Annotated in this window: 14 protein-coding genes and 1 riboswitch; of the genes, 8 read left to right on the top strand and 6 right to left on the bottom strand. The window is 63.8% G+C overall.

The genetic code is table 11. The features are described 5' to 3' along the window. Positions 1-87 precede the first annotated feature (87 nt). Entirely contained in the window at positions 88-909 is an 822-nt protein-coding gene (locus JQ574_RS04685) for an oxaloacetate decarboxylase (protein ID WP_212204519.1), read from the top strand. Positions 910-957: 48 nt separating this feature from the next. Here the strand turns inward: JQ574_RS04685 and cynS are convergent, their stop codons facing one another. The 4 genes from cynS to JQ574_RS04665 form a co-directional block, all read right to left on the bottom strand. Continuing rightward, positions 958-1,446 carry a cyanase gene (gene cynS / locus JQ574_RS04680; RefSeq protein ID WP_212204518.1) on the bottom strand — a complete coding sequence of 163 codons (489 nt, stop codon included), beginning with the start codon at positions 1,444-1,446 and terminating at the stop codon, positions 958-960. Between the two features lie 20 nt (positions 1,447-1,466). After that, complete coding sequence (locus tag JQ574_RS04675; RefSeq protein WP_212204516.1) at positions 1,467-2,378, bottom strand: ABC transporter ATP-binding protein; 912 nt, start codon at positions 2,376-2,378, stop codon at positions 1,467-1,469. Between the two features lie 4 nt (positions 2,379-2,382). Next, positions 2,383-3,222: a nitrate ABC transporter permease gene (gene ntrB, locus JQ574_RS04670; RefSeq protein ID WP_212204514.1), complete on the bottom strand. Its 840-nt coding sequence runs from the start codon at positions 3,220-3,222 to the stop codon at positions 2,383-2,385. A gap of 166 nt (positions 3,223-3,388) precedes the next feature. Then, the gene (locus tag JQ574_RS04665) at positions 3,389-4,777 is read right to left on the bottom strand and encodes a CmpA/NrtA family ABC transporter substrate-binding protein (protein ID WP_212383335.1); all 1,389 of its coding nucleotides are present in this window, start codon (positions 4,775-4,777) and stop codon (positions 3,389-3,391) included. Positions 4,778-4,943: 166 nt separating this feature from the next. On the opposite strand from JQ574_RS04665, the gene JQ574_RS04660 reads away from it, so the two are divergent. Next, positions 4,944-6,875 carry a sigma 54-interacting transcriptional regulator gene (locus tag JQ574_RS04660; protein WP_212204510.1) on the top strand — a complete coding sequence of 644 codons (1,932 nt, stop codon included), beginning with the start codon at positions 4,944-4,946 and terminating at the stop codon, positions 6,873-6,875. Positions 6,876-6,891: 16 nt separating this feature from the next. Here JQ574_RS04660 and JQ574_RS04655 read toward each other — a convergent pair whose 3' ends face one another. Beyond that, positions 6,892-8,097 (bottom strand): TrmJ/YjtD family RNA methyltransferase, encoded by a 1,206-nt coding sequence (locus tag JQ574_RS04655; protein WP_212204987.1) that lies wholly within the window; start codon positions 8,095-8,097, stop codon positions 6,892-6,894. A 311-nt stretch (positions 8,098-8,408) separates the two neighbouring features. Between JQ574_RS04655 and JQ574_RS04650 the strand changes: the two genes are divergently transcribed. From JQ574_RS04650 to JQ574_RS04635, 4 genes are all read left to right on the top strand, one after another. Further along, the gene (locus JQ574_RS04650; protein ID WP_212204509.1) at positions 8,409-10,136 is read left to right on the top strand and encodes a S9 family peptidase; all 1,728 of its coding nucleotides are present in this window, start codon (positions 8,409-8,411) and stop codon (positions 10,134-10,136) included. Between the two features lie 259 nt (positions 10,137-10,395). Next, on the top strand, positions 10,396-10,815 hold the full coding sequence (locus JQ574_RS04645; RefSeq protein WP_212204503.1) for a hypothetical protein: 420 nt from the start codon (positions 10,396-10,398) through the stop codon (positions 10,813-10,815). Positions 10,816-10,926: 111 nt separating this feature from the next. Beyond that, positions 10,927-12,144 (top strand): NADP-dependent isocitrate dehydrogenase, encoded by a 1,218-nt coding sequence (locus JQ574_RS04640; protein ID WP_212035084.1) that lies wholly within the window; start codon positions 10,927-10,929, stop codon positions 12,142-12,144. Between the two features lie 77 nt (positions 12,145-12,221). After that, on the top strand, positions 12,222-12,725 hold the full coding sequence (locus JQ574_RS04635) for a DUF3455 domain-containing protein (protein ID WP_212204494.1): 504 nt from the start codon (positions 12,222-12,224) through the stop codon (positions 12,723-12,725). Between the two features lie 50 nt (positions 12,726-12,775). Here the strand turns inward: JQ574_RS04635 and alaS are convergent, their stop codons facing one another. Continuing rightward, the gene (alaS, locus tag JQ574_RS04630; RefSeq protein WP_212204492.1) at positions 12,776-15,448 is read right to left on the bottom strand and encodes an alanine--tRNA ligase; all 2,673 of its coding nucleotides are present in this window, start codon (positions 15,446-15,448) and stop codon (positions 12,776-12,778) included. A gap of 200 nt (positions 15,449-15,648) precedes the next feature. Continuing rightward, positions 15,649-15,739, top strand: a riboswitch (glycine riboswitch). A gap of 136 nt (positions 15,740-15,875) precedes the next feature. Between alaS and gcvT the strand changes: the two genes are divergently transcribed. Together gcvT and gcvH are read left to right on the top strand one after the other, a co-directional pair. Beyond that, entirely contained in the window at positions 15,876-17,021 is a 1,146-nt protein-coding gene (gene gcvT, locus JQ574_RS04625) for a glycine cleavage system aminomethyltransferase GcvT (RefSeq protein WP_212204490.1), read from the top strand. Between the two features lie 9 nt (positions 17,022-17,030). Further along, positions 17,031-17,396: a glycine cleavage system protein GcvH gene (gcvH, locus tag JQ574_RS04620; protein WP_212204488.1), complete on the top strand. Its 366-nt coding sequence runs from the start codon at positions 17,031-17,033 to the stop codon at positions 17,394-17,396. The last annotated feature ends 158 nt before the right edge of the window (positions 17,397-17,554 follow it).

Raw genomic sequence — 17,554 nt, 5'->3', positions numbered from 1 at the left:
TGATGATGGGAAGAGAAATAACAAATTAGACTGATGGAAGGAAGCCTCCTACGTTTGGCCGCGAAGCAACCAATTGAGGGAAAGACCATGCGCAGCCAGATGGAAAAAGCCGAACTGTTCCGCGCCCTGCACGCGCGGCCCGGCGCCTTCATCATCCCCAACCCGTGGGACTCCGGCACCGCCAAACTACTCGCCGCGATGGGTTTTGAGGCGCTTGCGACCACGAGCCTCGGGCTTGCCAACACGCTCGGCAGCGCCACTGTCAGCCTCGATGCCATCATCGAGAATTGCCGTGCCATTGCTGACGCGACCGACCTGCCCGTTAATGCCGATCTAGAGAATTGCGGCGCCGATGACCCGAAGACTGCCGCCAAGGCCATCGCGCGCGCGGCCGATGCCGGCGTGGTCGGTGGCTCGATCGAGGATTCAACCGGCGATCCCCGGCGGCCGATTTACGATTTCGCCCTCGCCGTCGAGCGGGTGCATGCGGCGGTCGAGGCCGCCCGCGCGCTGCCCTTCCCGTTCACGCTGACGGCGCGGGCCGAGAACCTGCTGCACGGCCGCAACGATCTCGACGACACCATCAAGCGCTTGCAGGCGTTCGAGGCCGCCGGCGCCGACGTGCTTTATTCGCCTGGCGTGCACGACATCGACACCATCCGCACCGTGGTGTCGTCGATCGGAAAACCCTTCAACCTGGTGATGGGGTTTGCCGATCCGACATTGACCGTGCCGCAGATTGCCGCCGCCGGCGTCAAGCGCATCAGCGTCGGCGGCGCGATGGCGCGCGTGGCGCTCGCCGCGTTCTTGAAATGCGCCCGCGAAATGAAGGATCAGGGCGCATTCACCTATGTGCGCGAGATGGCGCCGATCAAGGAAGTCAGGGCGGCGTTCTTAAGGAGCGAATAGGGAGTGGCGAATAGCGAATGGGAACGTCCACTCGCCATTCGCGTCCTTTTACCCTTCCTTGAACCCATACTCCGGCACATTCCCCGTGGCGCCGTAATATTTGTACGGCAGGAATTTTCCGGACATCGTGATCTTGACCCGGTCGCCCTTCGGATTGGCGACGCGTTCCATCGCCATGTCGAAGTCGATCGCCGACATGATGCCGTCGCCGAATTCTTCCTCGATCAGCGCCTTCCATGCCGGGCCGTTGACCAGCACCATCTCGTAGAAGCGATAGATCAACGGATCGGTCGGCGGCATCGGTGTGCCGGTGCCGCGCATCGGCACCTCGTTCAGCATCGCTACTTCCGACTTCGACAGGCCGAACAGCTCACCGGCATTCGCGGCCTGCGGCTTGGTCAGTTTCATCTGGCCGAGGATGGCGCCGACGATCAGCACTTCGGAATAGCCGCCAATCTGTTCGCAGATATGCTTCCAGCTCCAGCCCTTTTCGCGCTTGATGTCGAGCAGCTTTTCCGTGAGGTCTTCGCGTTTCATGTCAGGTCTCCTGGTGAATGTTAACGGGCGATCGTCTGAGCCGGGCTGGCCTCGATCATTTTCGGCGACGCGACGATGGTCGGCTCGCTCAGGCCCGGCCGCACGATCGGCACGTTGCGCGGATCGTGATTGGCTACAGTGGCCGCAAAGGTCTTGCTGCGGCTGACCAGGAAATCGACGATGTGGTTGCGCAGCGCGTAGTAATAGGGATGGCGGTGCAGATCGATGCGGCCGCGATCCTTTGGCAGCGGATTTTCCACGATCTCCGCCAGCACCGCGCCGGGGCCGTTGGTCATCAGGAAAATCTTGTCGGCGAGGTAGATCGCCTCATCCACGTCATGGGTGATCATGAAGGCGGTCTGTCCGGTCTCCAGGCAGATGCGGCGCACCTCGTCCTGCAGCGTGCCGCGCGTCAGCGCGTCGAGCGCGGAGAACGGCTCGTCCATCAGCATGATTTTTGGCGTGATCGAAAGCGCCCGCGCGATGCCGACACGCTGCTTCATGCCGCCAGACAATTCCGACGGGCGCTTGTGCTCGGAGCCGGTCAGCCCGACCAGGTCGATGAATTTCTGCGCATGCGCCTTCACCTTGGCGCGGTCCCAGTCGCGCCATTTCGAGGTGACGGCATAGGAGACATTGCCGAGCACCGTGCGCCACGGCAGCAGCGCGTGGCTCTGGAAGATCACGGCGCGGTCGAGGCTGGTGCCTTCGATCGCCTGCCCGTCGACGATGACGGCGCCTTCGCTGGGCTCGTCGAGGCCGGCGAGGATGTTGAGCACCGTGGTCTTGCCGCAGCCGGAATGTCCGATCACGCAGCCGAATTCGCCGCGCGACATCGACAGCCAGAGATCCTCGAACACGCTGATCTGGCCACCGTCGGCGCCGGGATAACGCCGCGCGATACCTTCGATCGAGATGAATTTGTCGGTCATCGCTCTACTCCGGGAACGTGACCATGCGCGTGAACCGCGCAAGGATCTGGTCGAGCAGCATGCCGACGATGCCGATCAGCAGGATCGCGATGATGACGTTGGTGATCGAAAGGTTGTTCCACTCGTTCCAGACGAAGTAGCCGATGCCGGTGCCGCCAACCAGCATCTCGGCCGCGACGATCACGAGCCAGGCGATACCGATCGAAATCCTCATACCCGTGAGAATGGTCGGCGCCGCCGCCGGCAAGATCACGGTGAAGGCGCGGCGCACAGTCCCGACTTCGAGCGTGCGCGCGACGTTGATCCATTCCTTGCGTACGGCCGCGACGCCAAAGCTGGTGTTCAGCAGCATCGGCCACACCGAACAAATGAAGATCACGAAGATCGCGGAAATGCTGGAATCCTTGATGGTGTAGAGCGCGAGCGGCATCCAGGCGAGCGGCGAGATCGGCTTCAACACCTGGATGAACGGGTCGAGCGCCTTGCTGAACAGCGGCGACATCCCGATCAGGAAGCCGAGCGGTATCGCGACGATCACAGCCAGGAAATATCCAAGGGCGACGCGGGCGATGGAATAGCCGAGCTGGATTCCGAGCCCCTTGTCGTTCGGCCCGTTATCGTAGAACGGGCTCTTCAGGTGCTCCCACAGCTTGGCGCCGACATCGAGCGGTCCCGGCATCGCCGACTTGCCGGCGGTCGCGGTCAGGCCCATCAGCTTGGCGTATTCCGGCGTCATGTTGGCGACGGTGCCGGTGCCTCGCGTCGAAATGTGCCAGATGCCGAGGAACGCGGCGAACAGCGCAAGCGACACGATCGCCGCGCGGAAACGTAAAGAGGAGGTCATGGCTGTGATATCCGTGCCCCGGGCGCGGTGCAGCACGAAGCGAAGCGTAGTGATGCTCCGCAGAACCGGGACCCACCGCGCGTGTGGCGGTCCCGGCTCAGCAACGCACCGCTACGCACTCCGTGCTGCGCGCTGCATTGCGTCCGGGACACGAGACCATCGCTCATCACGAAGCCTTCCTGATCTTGAAGCTGGCGAGGTAATCCTCGGGCTTGGCCGGATCGAAGGTCTTGCCCATCACCGAAAAGCTCTTGGTGGTGGTGGTCGGCGGCGTCAGCCCCGCCTCTTTCATCAGCCTTGTGGCGTCGGTGGCGAGATAGACCTGCGCCGCGATGCCGGCATAGTCGACGTCGCCCTTGAGCTGCCCCCAACGCTTCATCTGCGTCATGATCCAGATCGCAAAGGACTGCCACGGGAACGGATCGAAATCGACGCGGTTCGGCTGGTTCACGACATTGCCAAGGCCATCAGCAAACGTGCCGGTGAGAATCTGCTCGAGCACGATTTGCGGCTGGTTCAAATAATTCGCGGGCGCGATGGCCTCTGCGATCTGCTTGCGGTTCTCGGCCTTGTGGGCAAACGCGGTGGCCTGAATGATCGATTTGAGCAGCGCGCTATAGGTGTTCGGCATCGAGGTGATGAATTCCTTCGATGCGGCAAAGGCGCAGCAGGGATGCCCCTCCCAGATATCCTTGGTCAGGATGTGGATGAAGCCAACGCCGTCATAGACCGCGCGCTGGTTCATCGGATCGGGGCCGAGGAAGCCGTCGATATTGTCCGCACGCAGGTTGGCGACCATTTCCGGCGGCGGCACGGCGCGGATCTGCACGTCGGCATCCGGGTCGATGCCGTGCTCGGCGAGATAATAGCGCAGCAGGTAATTGTGCATCGAGTAGTCGAACGGGACGGCGAACTTGAAGCCCTTCCAGGTCTTCGGATCGCGCTTGTCCTTGTGCTTGACCGCGAGCGTGATCGCCTGGCCGTTGATGTTCTCGACCGCCGGCATGGTGTAGGGCAGCGGGTTGGAGCCGACGCCCATGGTGATCGCGAGCGGCATCGGCGACAGCATGTGGGCTGCGTCGTATTCCTTGTTGATGGTCTTGTCGCGAATGACGGCCCAGCCGGCGGTCTTGATGACTTCGACGTTGAGGCCGTTCTTGGAGTAAAACCCCATCGGCGCCGCCATAATGATCGGCGTCGCGCAGGTGATCGGAATGAAGCCGACCTTGAGGTCCTTCTTTTCCAGCGGCCCGCCTTGGGCGAAGGCCTCGGTCGCGGTCTTCAGCGGGAAGAATTGCGACAGCGCGGCAGCGGCGGTCGCCGCACCTACCGATTTCAGAAAGGCGCGGCGCGCCACATCCTGCGGAAACATCGCGCGCATCACGGCGGATGCGACCACGTTCTCGAAGCGGGCCTCTTCGGAAGCCGCCACCGCCTGCTGCAGCGCAAGCTGCGCGGCGGCATCATGTTCGGCATCGCTAACGTGCCTGCCGCAGCTGCAACCCTGGGCATGGAGTCGGCGGGCGGGGTCGAACGGATTGTCGAACGTGGACATGAAACCTCCTGCGTGACGCTGAGGTCAATTACGCAAGGAGTGTGCCAGCCCGATCCGGCCGCGTTTGCCGAATTGTTGCAGCTGTTTAGCTGGATTGTTGGTGATTACGAGAATTCGTGATACACGAAAAATCGTAGTCAAATTACGAATTCTCGGAGTTTTGGGAATGGACCCGACGCCGCATTTGCATGCCGCGACACCGCGCGATTCTGATCTGCGTACCCTCACCTTCGACTATCTGGTCGAGCCGACGCTGCTGCTCGATCCCGACAGCGACGAGATTATCGATGCCAATCCCGCCGCCTGCACCCTGCTCGGCTATGACCGCACGCTGCTGCGGGAAACCAAATTCAGCGCGCTGCATGCCGGGCAAGTGCCTGCGCTGATCGTGTTCAGCCAGGCCGTGCTCGACAAGGGCGCCTACTGGACCAACGCGCTGACGCCGCGCCACGCCACCAGCCAGAAGCTGCGGCTGGAATATACGGGATCGATGCTGCCGCATGATGGACGCGCGCTGATTCTGCTCACGATGAGCGACCTCGAACAGCGCCGCCGCCGCAACGTCGATGCCACCGCCGAGGACCACATGCGCGGCGGGCTCGCCGCCTGGCAGCGCGTCGAGCGGGTGTTCCAGGACATCGAGCGCGAGAACCAGTTGATCCTGCGCGCCGCCGGCGAAGGCATCTACGGCGTCAACGCCGAGGGCAAGACCACCTTCGTCAATCCGGCCGCAGAAAGGATGCTGGGCTGGACCGCCGAGGAACTGGTCGGCAAGGCCATTCATCCGATCGTTCACCACAGCCACCATGACGGCAGTCACTACCCCGATGAGGACTGTCCGATCTATGCGGCGTTCCGCGATGGCGCGATCCACAACGTCGATGGCGAGGTGTTCTGGCGCAAGAACGGCTCGCCGGTCTGGGTCGAGTACACATCGACGCCGATCCGCGACCGCGGCACGGTGGTGGGCGCCGTGATCGTGTTTCGCGACGTCAGCCACCGCCGCGAGGCCGACGAAAAACTGCACGCCGCGCTCGCCGAAGTCGACCGGTTGCGCGAGCGGCTGGAACTTGAAAACGCCTATCTGCAGGAAGAAATCCGGATCGAGACCAACCCGCGCGGCATCATCGGCCAGAGCGAGGCGATCCAGAAGACCCTGCGCCAGGTCAAACTGGTCGCACCGACCACGGCGGCGGTGATGATCACGGGCGAATCCGGCACTGGCAAGGAACTCATCGCGCGCGCCATCCATGAAGCGAGCAACCGCCGTGACCGGCCGCTGATCCGCGTCAACTGCGCGGCGATCCCGCGCGAACTGTTCGAGAGTGAATTCTTTGGGCACGTCAAAGGCGCCTTCACCGGTGCGGTGCGCGACCGCATCGGAAGGTTTGAACTCGCCGATGGCGGCACGCTGTTTCTCGACGAGGTCGGCGAAATCCCGCTGGAACTACAGGGCAAGCTGCTGCGCGTGCTGCAGGAAGGCAATTTCGAGCGGGTCGGCGAGGAGCGCACCCGAACCGTCGACGTCCGGGTGATCGCCGCCACCAACCGGAACCTGAAGCAGGAAGTGCAGCGCGGCCGGTTTCGCGAGGATTTGTATTTCCGGCTCAACGTGTTTCCGGTGGAGTCGGTGCCGCTGCGCGACCGCCGCGAGGACATCCCGCTGCTGGCCCAGCATTTTCTGATGAGCGAGAGCAACGAGCTGAAGTCCGATTTGCGTCTGTCGGAAGGCGATGCGCGGCGGCTGCAGCGTTACGACTGGCCCGGCAATGTCCGCGAACTGCAGAACGTGATCGAGCGCGCCGCGATCTTGTCGCAGAACGGCCGGTTGCGGATCGACCTGCCGGATAATGCAGGCGCGCATTCGCCGGCCGGCGCCAGCCGCCAGAAGAGCGATGTGCGGCCGGCCGTGATGACGTCAGCCGAGATGCGCGATCACGAGCGCGCCAACATCCTGGCCGCCCTTGCCGCCTGCAACGGCAAGGTGTTCGGCGCCGGCGGCGCCGCCGCGATGCTGGACCTGAAGCCAACCACGCTGGCGTCGCGCATGAAGGCACTGGGGATTTCGGCCGCCCGTTCGCGGCAGGCCAGTGCCTGATCGGAACTGACTTGTCTTAACCGGCCTGCCGAAGGCTCGCCTCCAGCCGCCCCAGCTCGGCCTCGAGATCCCTCTCCACATCCGCCACCCGCATCTCGACCACCCGGTAGTCGCGGGCCTCGAGCCAGTTCCGCCGCGCGGCGCGGTCGGCGACGATCGCCTCCGACTCGGTCGGGTTGACCAGCTCGATCGCGATCCGGTGCACGAAGGAGACGAAGTCCGGGATGTGGCGGCCGACCGGGGTCTGGCGTTTGAACTGGCCGGCGAAGCGGCGGTCCCGGGTCAGCGCCTGCCACAGCATCCGCTCGGCGTCGGTCGGGTTACGGCGCAGCAATCGGGCAAGCCCGCGGACGGTTCCGCCGCTCTCCGACGGTGAGGCCGCCTGGCTATGTTCAGCCAGCAGCGCCCGCAATCGGGTCGCCTGTTCGCCGTCCAGCACACCGCCCTTGGCTGGACCCTTGCGCCCCTCGGCGATCGCCATGACAACCCCATGGAGGGTGTGCATGTCCTGCTTGGTCGGGTCCATCCGGGTAAAGATGTTGCGCAGGTTGACCAGCATGGTGTCCCGCTTCTCGGCCGGGCGCAGGAACTCGACCTTGTCGAGTTCCCGGACGAGGTTGTCGAAGAAGGCCTGCATCTGGTGCTGGGAGGCCGGCTCGGACCGTTCGGGCATCGCGAACGGCAGCGCTCCGCCGGTCGATAGCTTGAACCACTCATAGCCGATCAAAAGCACCGCCTGCGCCAGATTGAGGGAGGCGAAACCGGGGTTGACCGGGAAGGTGATGATCCGGTTGGCGAGCGCGACCTCCTCGTTCTGGAGGCCGTATCGCTCGCGGCCGAACATGATGCCGGCCCCGCCTCGGTTGGCGACATGGGCTGCGATTTCGACCGCGGCATCTGATGGCGCGACCACCGGCTTGGCCTGGTCGTGCGCGCGGGCGGTGGTCGCAAACAGCAGGGTCAGATCCGCGACCGCCTGCTCGACGGTGTCGAACAATTCGGCACTCTCGAGAATCTGGTCGGCACCCGCCGCCGCACGTTGGGCGGCGATGTTCGGCCAGCCGTCGCGCGGATTCACGATTCTTAAACGAGAAAGAGCGAAGTTGCCCATCGCTCGCGCGGCCATGCCGATATTCTCGCCGAGCTGTGGTTCGACAAGGATCACAACAGGTCCAGCTAAGTCCAAACCAGACTTGGTTTTATCGGTCCCAGACCCGGACATATCCTGCGTCACTTTCTGATTCTAGTTCGGAAGCTGATTCAACTTCTGAAGGTTTTGAATCAGCATGCGAAGCACCTGATTCAAAACCTCATTCCATGTCTCAATGATCGACCGCAACAGCGGCCAGAATTCCCAAGCCGGACAACGGGCTTAGTAGCGTTTCCGAAAGTTCGGTCAAAGCCTGAATTGGGCTTGATCGCTCGCGGCTTGTACGCGCACGGCTTTCGGATAGGCTAACAATCACACCCAAAGCGAAGCTGCAAACAAACAGGCGGCCGGTTCAACGGCTGAGGCCTCAAGAGGAGACGTCCATGCGCGGCAGATGGTCGTTGGCGATTGTCGGCATCCTCCTCATCTTGGCCGGCGGACTGCTGGCCCATTTGACCCAGACCTCCGGCGGCATCCGGATCCAGGACGTCAGGTTCAAGGGCGCCAAGGGCAACACCATGAGTGCCCTGCTCTATATCCCGGCGAATGCCACGCCGCAGATTCCGGCGCCGGGGATTCTGGCGGTCCATGGCTACATCAATTCGCGCGAGACCCAGGACGGCTTTGCCATCGAATTCGCCCGCCGCGGCTATGTCGTCCTCGCCCTCGACCAGACCGGTCACGGCTATAGCGACCCGCCCGCTTTCGCCAACGGCTTTGGTGGTCCGGACGGGCTGGCTTACCTCCGCAGCCTCGACTTCGTCGACAAGACCAATATCGGCCTCGAGGGTCACTCGATGGGTGGCTGGACCGTGCTGGCCGCCGCAACCGCCATGCCCAACGACTACAAGTCGATGGTGCTGGAGGGCTCGTCCACCGGCAAGCCGTTCGCCGCCGACGGCACCCCGACCTGGCCGCGGAACACGGCGCTCGTGTTCGCCCAATACGAGGAATTTTCGACCCTGATGTGGGGCGTCGATCGGGCCCGGGACGTCACCCAGAGCCCGAAGCTGTGGGCGATGTTCGGCACCCAGGGGCCGGTCGAGCCGGGCAAGGTCTATGGCGACATCGCCCAGGGAACCGCGCGGGTGCTCTACACCCCCGCCATCACCCACCCGGCCGAGCACATCTCCCATGAAGCGATCGGCTACAGCCTCGACTGGTTCGCCAAAACCCTGAAGGGCGGCACGCCGCTGCCGGCCGACGACCAGATCTGGGTCCGCAAGGAAGTCGGCACGCTGATCGCCCTGCTCGGCTTTGTCGCCCTCCTGATCGGGGCCTTTGATGCCCTGCTGGAAGCCACGATGTATTCCCGCCTGCGGCTGCCCGAGATCGCCGATGGCACCATGCCGGCCCATTCGGCGGCGAGCGGCCGGCGCTGGACCGCGGCCTTCATCCTGTCGGCGTTCATCCCGGCGCTGACCTATTATCCTGCCTTCGCGCTGGCCGGCACTTTTGTAAAGCCGTCGGCCTGGCTGCCGCAGGGGATTACCAACCAGATCATGGTCTGGGCGATCATCAATGCCCTGATCACGCTGGCCCTGATGCCGTTCGCGCCGAAGCGGGCCAGCCGGGCCGGGGTCGTAGGCCAGTCGGTCATCATCGCGGTCGCCACGATCGCGATCGGCTATGCGGCGCTGTGGCTGGCCGACCTCGCCTTCAAGATCGACTTCCGGTTCTGGATCGTGGCGCTGAAGCTGATGAGCGCCAAGCAGGCGCTGATTTTCCTGATCTATCTGGTGCCGTTCACCGCGTTCTTCGTGGTGGCGTTGCATGTGCTGCACCGGAATTTCTCGACCATGGCGGCGGGCCGCGCCACCCTTTACCTCACCAACATCCTGGCGCTGACGCTGGGCTTCATCGTGCTGCTGGTGCTGCAATACGGCACGCTGTGGCTGACCGGAAAACTGTTCAACCCGCTGCCCGATCCCGGCTTCGTGCCGCTGTCGACCATCGTCGCCATCCAGTTCGTGCCGCTCCTGGCAATCTGCGCCGTGGTCGCGACCTTCACCTGGCGGCGGACCGGCTCCAGCCTGCCGGGCGCGCTGATCTGCGGCCTGTTCGTAACCTGGTACGTGGTGGCGGGAACGGCGACGCAGGCGGCGTTCTGATCCTGATCGAGCCTGTGGCAGGCCTTGGAGCGAACCGCGCCGGCTCGCGCCGCGACCAAGCCTCATGTCTTCCCAGCAGCAACGCTTTCCGCATACCCCAAGGCCTTCACATGCATCCCTGATCGGCCGTCAACGGGCGGGACAACTGGCGCCGACCGACACCGCCAAGGCGCTGGCCGCGGCGCGCGGCTGCCCCGATGCGTGGTATCGCGTCCAGGCGCTAGCATCGGTTGCGGAATACGCGGACCCGGGCGCCGCCTTGTCGATCCTGGAAGAAGCCGCGCGTGAGGCGCTATCATGCCATGACGCCTATGGCACGGTGGCCGTGATGGCATGGCCGATCGGCGTGGCACTCAAGCAAGGGCGGCTTGTCTACGCCGAGCGCGAGCTCAAAAAATGCCTCGATTTGGCCTCTCGAATTGAGCCTCACGCATCGCAGGCCTATGCGCTTGAGATTCTCTGGCGCGCCTGCTTCGCGGAGCATCCCAGCCATGCCAATGCGGTGTGGCGCAGAATTCTGGAGCTGTGCCATCCGGACCGCAGCTGGCGTGCCGCCCGGCTCTATTTGCACATCGCCGAGATCCAGCACCGGCAGAATCGCAACGCCGCCGCGGTGATCCGCGCCATGCCGCCGGGCAAGGCGCGAAGCTGGCTGGAACGGCGTTTCGGGCTCGCCTGAAAACCAGCCATATCTGCGCCTTCCAGCCCGCGTTTTCGGGTGCTATAGCGACGGCACCACCATCCCATCCGCCGCTAAACGCGCGGTTTTCCAAAAAAGGCCCCCTCCGTCATGGCAAAAATCAAGGTGACCAACCCCGTCGTCGAACTCGATGGCGACGAGATGACCCGGATCATCTGGCAGTACATCAAGGACAAGCTGATCAACCCGTTCCTTGACGTGAACCTGATGTATTTCGACCTCGGGATGGAATACCGCGACAAGACCAATGACCAGGTCACCATCGACGCCGCTAACGCCATCAAGAAGGTCGGCGTCGGCGTCAAATGCGCCACCATCACCCCGGACGAGGCCCGGGTGAAGGAATTCGGCCTCAAGGAAATGTGGAAGTCGCCCAACGGCACCATCCGCAACATCCTCGGCGGCGTGGTGTTCCGCGAACCCATCATCTGCAAGAACGTGCCGCGCCTGGTGCCCGGCTGGACCAAGCCGATCATCATCGGCCGTCACGCCTTCGGCGACCAGTACCGCGCCACCGATTTCAAGTTCCCCGGCAAGGGCACGCTGACGATGAAATTCGTCGGCGAAGACGGCCAGGTGATCGAGCGCGAAGTCTACAAGTCGCCGGGCGCCGGCATTGCGCTTGCGATGTACAATCTCGACGACTCGATCGCCGATTTCGCCCGCGCCTCGTTCAACCAGGGCCTCGCCAAGAGCTATTCGGTCTATCTGTCGACCAAGAACACCATCCTGAAAACCTATGACGGCCGGTTCAAGGACATCTTCCAGGACATCTACGACAAGGAATTCAAGGCCAAGTTCGAGGCGAAGAAGATCACCTATGAACACCGCCTGATCGACGACATGGTGGCGGCGGCGATGAAGTGGTCCGGCGGCTATGTCTGGGCCTGCAAGAACTACGACGGCGACGTGCAGTCCGACACGGTGGCGCAGGGCTATGGCTCGCTCGGCCTGATGACCTCGGTGCTGATGACGCCGGACGGCGACACCGTGGAAGCCGAGGCCGCGCATGGCACGGTGACGCGGCATTACCGCGAGCACCAGAAGGGCAAGGAAACCTCGACCAACTCGATCGCCTCGATCTTCGCCTGGACTCGCGGCCTGTCGCACCGCGCCAAGCTCGACAATAACGAGGAACTGGCGAAGTTCGCCGACACGCTGGAGAAGGTTTGCGTCGACACCGTCGAGGCCGGCTACATGACCAAGGACCTTGCGCTCCTGGTCGGCGCCGACCAGCGCTGGCTCTCCACGACAGGCTTCCTCGACAAGGTCGCGGAAAACCTCACCAAGGCGATGGCGGCGAAGTAAGCCGCCTCGGCAAGACCCATCGACGTCATGGCGAGCAAAGCTTTCGCTCCTCGCCATGACGAGTTTGGAGTATCGCCATGCTTCCACATCGGATTGCCGCGATTGTCCTCCTGCTGTCAGCGAGTTCAGCGATCACGCACGCCGGCGACCCGCTTCCCGACGCCATCGCGGCGCCCGGCCAGAGCGTCGTCGTGACCCTGCATGCCGAAGGCGCGCAGGTCTATGAATGCAAGGCCGGCGCCGATGGCAAGGCGATCTGGTCGTTCCGCGAACCGATCGCGACGCTGCTCGCCGACGGCAAGACCGTCGGCCGCCACTACGCCGGACCGAATTGGGAACACAGCGACGGCAGCCCGGTGGCCGCCAAGGTCGCCGGCAACGCCCCCGGCGCGACCGCGAATGACATTCCCTGGCTGAAGCTCGAAGTAACCTCCCGGCGCGGCAGCGGCGTCCTCGCAGATGCCACCATTGTGCAGCGGATCAACACCAAAGGCGGCAAGCGCGACGGCGCCTGCGAGACCATCGGCAGCTTCCTCAACGTGCCTTACTCGGCGGACTATGTGTTCCTGCGCAAACCCTGATCGACGCGCCTAGTCTTCGGGCGCGTCCCCGGCTATCACGTAGCGCGTCGCTACGCGCCGGCCATCGCCTGTTCGATCGCCGTCAACGCGGCATTGGCCTTGGCGCCGTCGGGCCCGCCGGCTTGTGCCATGTCGGGCCGTCCGCCGCCGCCCTTGCCGCCGAGCGTCGCGGAGGCGATCTTGACGAGATCGACCGCGCTGAAGCGCGAGGTCAGGTCGGCCGTGACGCCGACCACCACGCCGGCCTTGCCATCCTCGGTGACGCCGACGATCGCAACCACGCCGGATCCGATCTGCTTCTTGCCGTCGTCGACCAGACTCTTGAGGTCCTTGGTCTCGACGCCTTCGACCGCACGCGCCAGGAGCTTGACGTTGCCGACTTCGCGCACGCCGCCGGCAGCCGCAGCGCCATTGCCTCCGCCGCCCATCGCGAGCTTCTTGCGCGCATCCGACAGGTCGCGCTCGAGCTTCTTGCGCTCTTCCACCAGCGCGGCAATGCGTGCCGGCATCTCTTCGACCGAGGTGCGCAGTTCGCCCGCCGCGTTCCTCGCAAGCTGCATGGTGTCGTTGGCGTGCTTGCGCGCATGACGTCCGGTCAGCGCCTCGATGCGGCGGACGCCGGAGGCAACCGCGCTTTCCCCAGTCACTGAAATGAGGCCGATGTCGCCGGTACGGCGCACATGGGTGCCGCCGCACAATTCCACCGACCAGCCGAGCGCGTTCTGGCCCTGCTCGCGGGCCTGCCTGCCCATCGACACCACGCGCACCTCGTCGCCATATTTTTCGCCGAACAGCGCGCGCGCCCCGGCCTCGCGGGCGTCGTCCACCGCCATCAGGCGCGTGGTGACCTCGTCATTCTCCAGCACCACCTCGTTGGCGATATCCTCGATCCGCGCGAGTTCTTCCGCCGTGATCGGCTTCTGGTGCACGAAATCGAAGCGCAAGCGATCCGGCGCCACCAGCGAGCCGCGCTGGGCGATGTGATCGCCGAGCACCTGGCGCAGCGCCTCATGCAGCAGATGCGTCGCCGAGTGATGCGAGCGGATCGAGGAACGCCTGATATGATCGACCTCGAGTTGCAAGGCGGTGCCAACGTTCAGCGTGCCCTGCTCCACCGTGCCCTGGTGCACGAAGAGATCGCCGGCCCGCTTCTGCGTATCGGTGACACGGAACCTGACGCCCTCGCCGATCATCACGCCGGTGTCGCCGACCTGGCCACCGGACTCCGCATAGAACGGCGTCTGGTTCAGGACGATCGAACCGGTCTCGCCCGCCTTGAGGCTGTCGGCGTCCTTGCCGTCCTTCACCAGCGCCGAAATCACGCCCTCGGCGCTCTCGGTTTCATAACCAAGGAATTCCGTGGCGCCGAGTTTTTCGCGCAGCGGGAACCAGATGTTCTCGCTCGCGGTATCGCCGCTTCCGGACCACGACGCGCGCGCCTTCTCTTTCTGCTTTTCCATCGCATCGGTGAACGAGGCGAGATCGACGCTGATGCCGCGCGATTTCAGCGCGTCCTGCGTGAGATCGAGCGGGAAGCCGTAGGTGTCGTACAGCGTAAACGCGGTATCGCCGTCGAACATGTCGCCCTTCTTCAGCGAACTGCTCTTCTCGTCGAGAATGGAAAGGCCGCGGGCCAGCGTCTTGCGGAAGCGGGTTTCCTCCAGCCGCAGCGTTTCCTCGATCAGCTTTTCCGCGCGCACCAGATCCGGATAGGCCTGCCCCATCTCGCGCACCAGCGCCGAGACCAGCCTATGCATCAAGGGATCGCGCGCGCCAAGCAACTGCGCGTGGCGCATGGCGCGGCGCATGATCCGGCGCAGCACATAGCCGCGGCCCTCGTTCGAGGGCAGCACGCCGTCGGTGATCAGGAAGGCGGAGGAGCGCAGATGGTCCGCGATGACGCGGAACGACGCCACGTTCTGCTCCTGCGGTCCGTCCCCGAGCGCGGATGCGGTAGCATCGATCAGGTGACGGAACAGATCGGTTTCGAATACGCTCTCAACGCCTTGCAGGATGCAGGCCATGCGCTCCAGCCCGAGGCCGGTGTCGATCGATGGACGCGGCAGCGGCAGCCGCTCTTCCTTCGTCACCTGCTCGAACTGCATGAAGACGAGGTTCCAGAATTCGAGGAAGCGGTCGCCATCCTCCTCCGGGCTGCCCGGAGGCCCGCCCCAGATGTGCTCGCCGCGGTCGATGAAGATCTCCGAGCAGGGACCGCAGGGCCCGGTATCCCCCATGGCCCAGAAATTGTCCGAGGTCGGGATGCGGATAATGCGATCGTCGGAAAAGCCCGCGATCTTCTTCCAAAGGGCGGCCGCCTCGTCGTCGGTGTGATAGACGGTGACGAGCAGCTTGTCCTTCTTCAGCCCGAAATCCCTGGTGATCAGGTTCCAGGCAAGCTCGATCGCACGCTCCTTGAAGTAGTCGCCGAACGAGAAATTGCCGAGCATCTCGAAAAAAGTGAGATGGCGCGCGGTGTAGCCGACATTGTCGAGGTCGTTGTGCTTGCCGCCGGCGCGGACGCATTTCTGCGAGGTGGTGGCGCGCTGATACGGGCGCTTCTCGACGCCGGTAAAGACGTTCTTGAACTGCACCATGCCGGCATTGGTGAACATCAGGGTCGGGTCGTTGCGCGGGACGAGCGGCGACGAGGCCACGATCTCATGACCATTCGCCTTGAAGTAATTCAGAAATGTCGACCTGATCTCGTTGACGCCGCTCATGTTCATCCAATCGGAAATAGGACCGGGTCAGGCCGCAAATAGCCTTTTCTGCCGGCCGAACGCTTTTAGACAAGGCCAATGGCGGTGTCCAGAAACTGTGCAGGCGGATCATAGGCTTGCCGCAGCACACAAGACTGGTTGATAGCTGCCGCCGTGCGTTGACAGCCATGGTGGCGCCGTGTTTTCCTTACCCCTGTTCAAGACGTCACGTCGGGAGAGATCGGCTTAAGCGCCGGCGCCGAAGGAGCAACCGCCCCGGAAACTCTCAGGCAAACGGACCCCGTGACGGACTAGCATCTGGAAAGAGACGCCGAAGGGCTTTGGCCCTGACGTGTCCGCCGACGGGATAATACTCTCAGGCACAGCGACAGATGGGGCTTTCTTTGGGTTTTTGGGGACTGGCCCCCGAACCCTGGAGGGTCCCTGAATGCTGGCACGCGACGAATCTCCTTTACTTCACACACCCTTGCACGCGCTCCATGTGGCGCGGGGCGGCAAGATGGTTCCGTTCGCCGGCTATGAGATGCCGGTGCAGTACGCCGCCGGCGTGCTCAGGGAACACCAGCACACAAGAAGCGCCGCCGGCCTGTTCGACGTCTCGCATATGGGCCAGCTCGCGTTGCGGCCGAAGTCCGGCAAGGTCGAGGACGCAGCTTTGGCGCTGGAACGGCTGGTGCCGCAGGACATCGTTGCGGTGGCGCCCGGACGGCAGCGCTATGCGCAGTTCACCAATCCCGACGGCGGCATTCTCGACGATTTGATGGTGGCGAATTTCGGCGACCATCTGTTTCTGGTGGTCAACGCGGCCTGCAAGGTCGAGGACGAGGCGCATCTGCGCGCGCATCTCTCGGAGGCCTGCGTGATCGATTCGCTGGCCGATCGGGCACTGATCGCGCTGCAGGGGCCGAAAGCCGAATCGGCGTTGTCCAAGTTTTGTGCAGACGTGTCCGCGATGAAATTCATGGACTCCAGTCCGCGCAAGGTCGCCGGCTTCGACTGCTTCGTTTCGCGTTCCGGCTATACCGGCGAAGACGGTTTTGAAATTTCGGTTCCGGCCGAGCATGCCGAAGCGCTGGTGACGGCGCTTTTGGAAAACAGCGACGTGCTGCCGATCGGATTGGGCGCACGCGACAGCCTGCGGCTCGAGGCCGGGCTTTGCTTGTACGGCCACGACATCGACACCACGACCTCTCCGGTCGAGGGCGCGCTGGAATGGTCGGTGCAGAAAAGCCGCCGCACCGGCGGCGCGCGCGCCGGCGGTTTTCCCGGCGCCGAAATTATTCTGGCCCATTTTGAAAAAGGCGCATCGCGTCGCCGCGTTGGCTTGCGGCCCGAAGGCCGCGCGCCGGTGCGCGAAGGCGCGGTGCTGTTTGCCGACGCGACCTCTGCCGAACCGATCGGCAAGGTCACCTCAGGCGGTTTCGGCCCGACCCTCAATGCCCCGGTCGCGATGGGCTATCTGCCGTCGTCCCTCACCGCATCGGGGACGCAAGTGTTCGCCGAAGTCCGCGGTCAGCGCCTGCCGCTGCAGGTCGCCCCCACGCCATTCGTTCCCAACACCTATAAACGCTGAGGTAATCTGATGACGACCCTGTACACGACAGACCATGAATGGCTCCGCATCGAGGGCGATGTCGCCACCATCGGCGTGACTGATTACGCGCAGTCGCAACTCGGCGACGTCGTGTTCGTCGAACTGCCCAAGGTCGGCCGCAGCCTGAAGAAGGCGGAAGCCGCCGCGGTCGTCGAATCCGTCAAGGCCGCCTCCGACGTCTACGCGCCGATCTCCGGCGACGTGCTCGAAGTCAACGAGGAGCTCGCCGCCGAGCCCGCGCTGGTGAATTCCGATGCCGCCGGCAAAGCCTGGTTCTTCAAGCTGAAGATTGCAGACAAAAGCGAACTCGACGGCCTGATGGACGAGGCCGCCTACGCCAAGCACACCGCGTGAGAAGATGAAGCAAATTGCGACCACACACTCGCTGTCATCGCCCGGCTTGACCGGGCGACCCAGTACGCCGCGGCCTGTCGGCTCCATCGCTGATTTCCCGGCGTACTGGATGCCCGCCTTCGCGGGCACGACACCGAGATTGCATATTCCAGCGAGGC

This window comes from Bradyrhizobium sp. AUGA SZCCT0158 (genome assembly GCF_018130065.1).
GTDB lineage: Bacteria > Pseudomonadota > Alphaproteobacteria > Rhizobiales > Xanthobacteraceae > Bradyrhizobium.
Note: the sequence above shows the minus strand (reverse complement) of the source record. Positions and strands in the feature narration are given on the sequence as shown.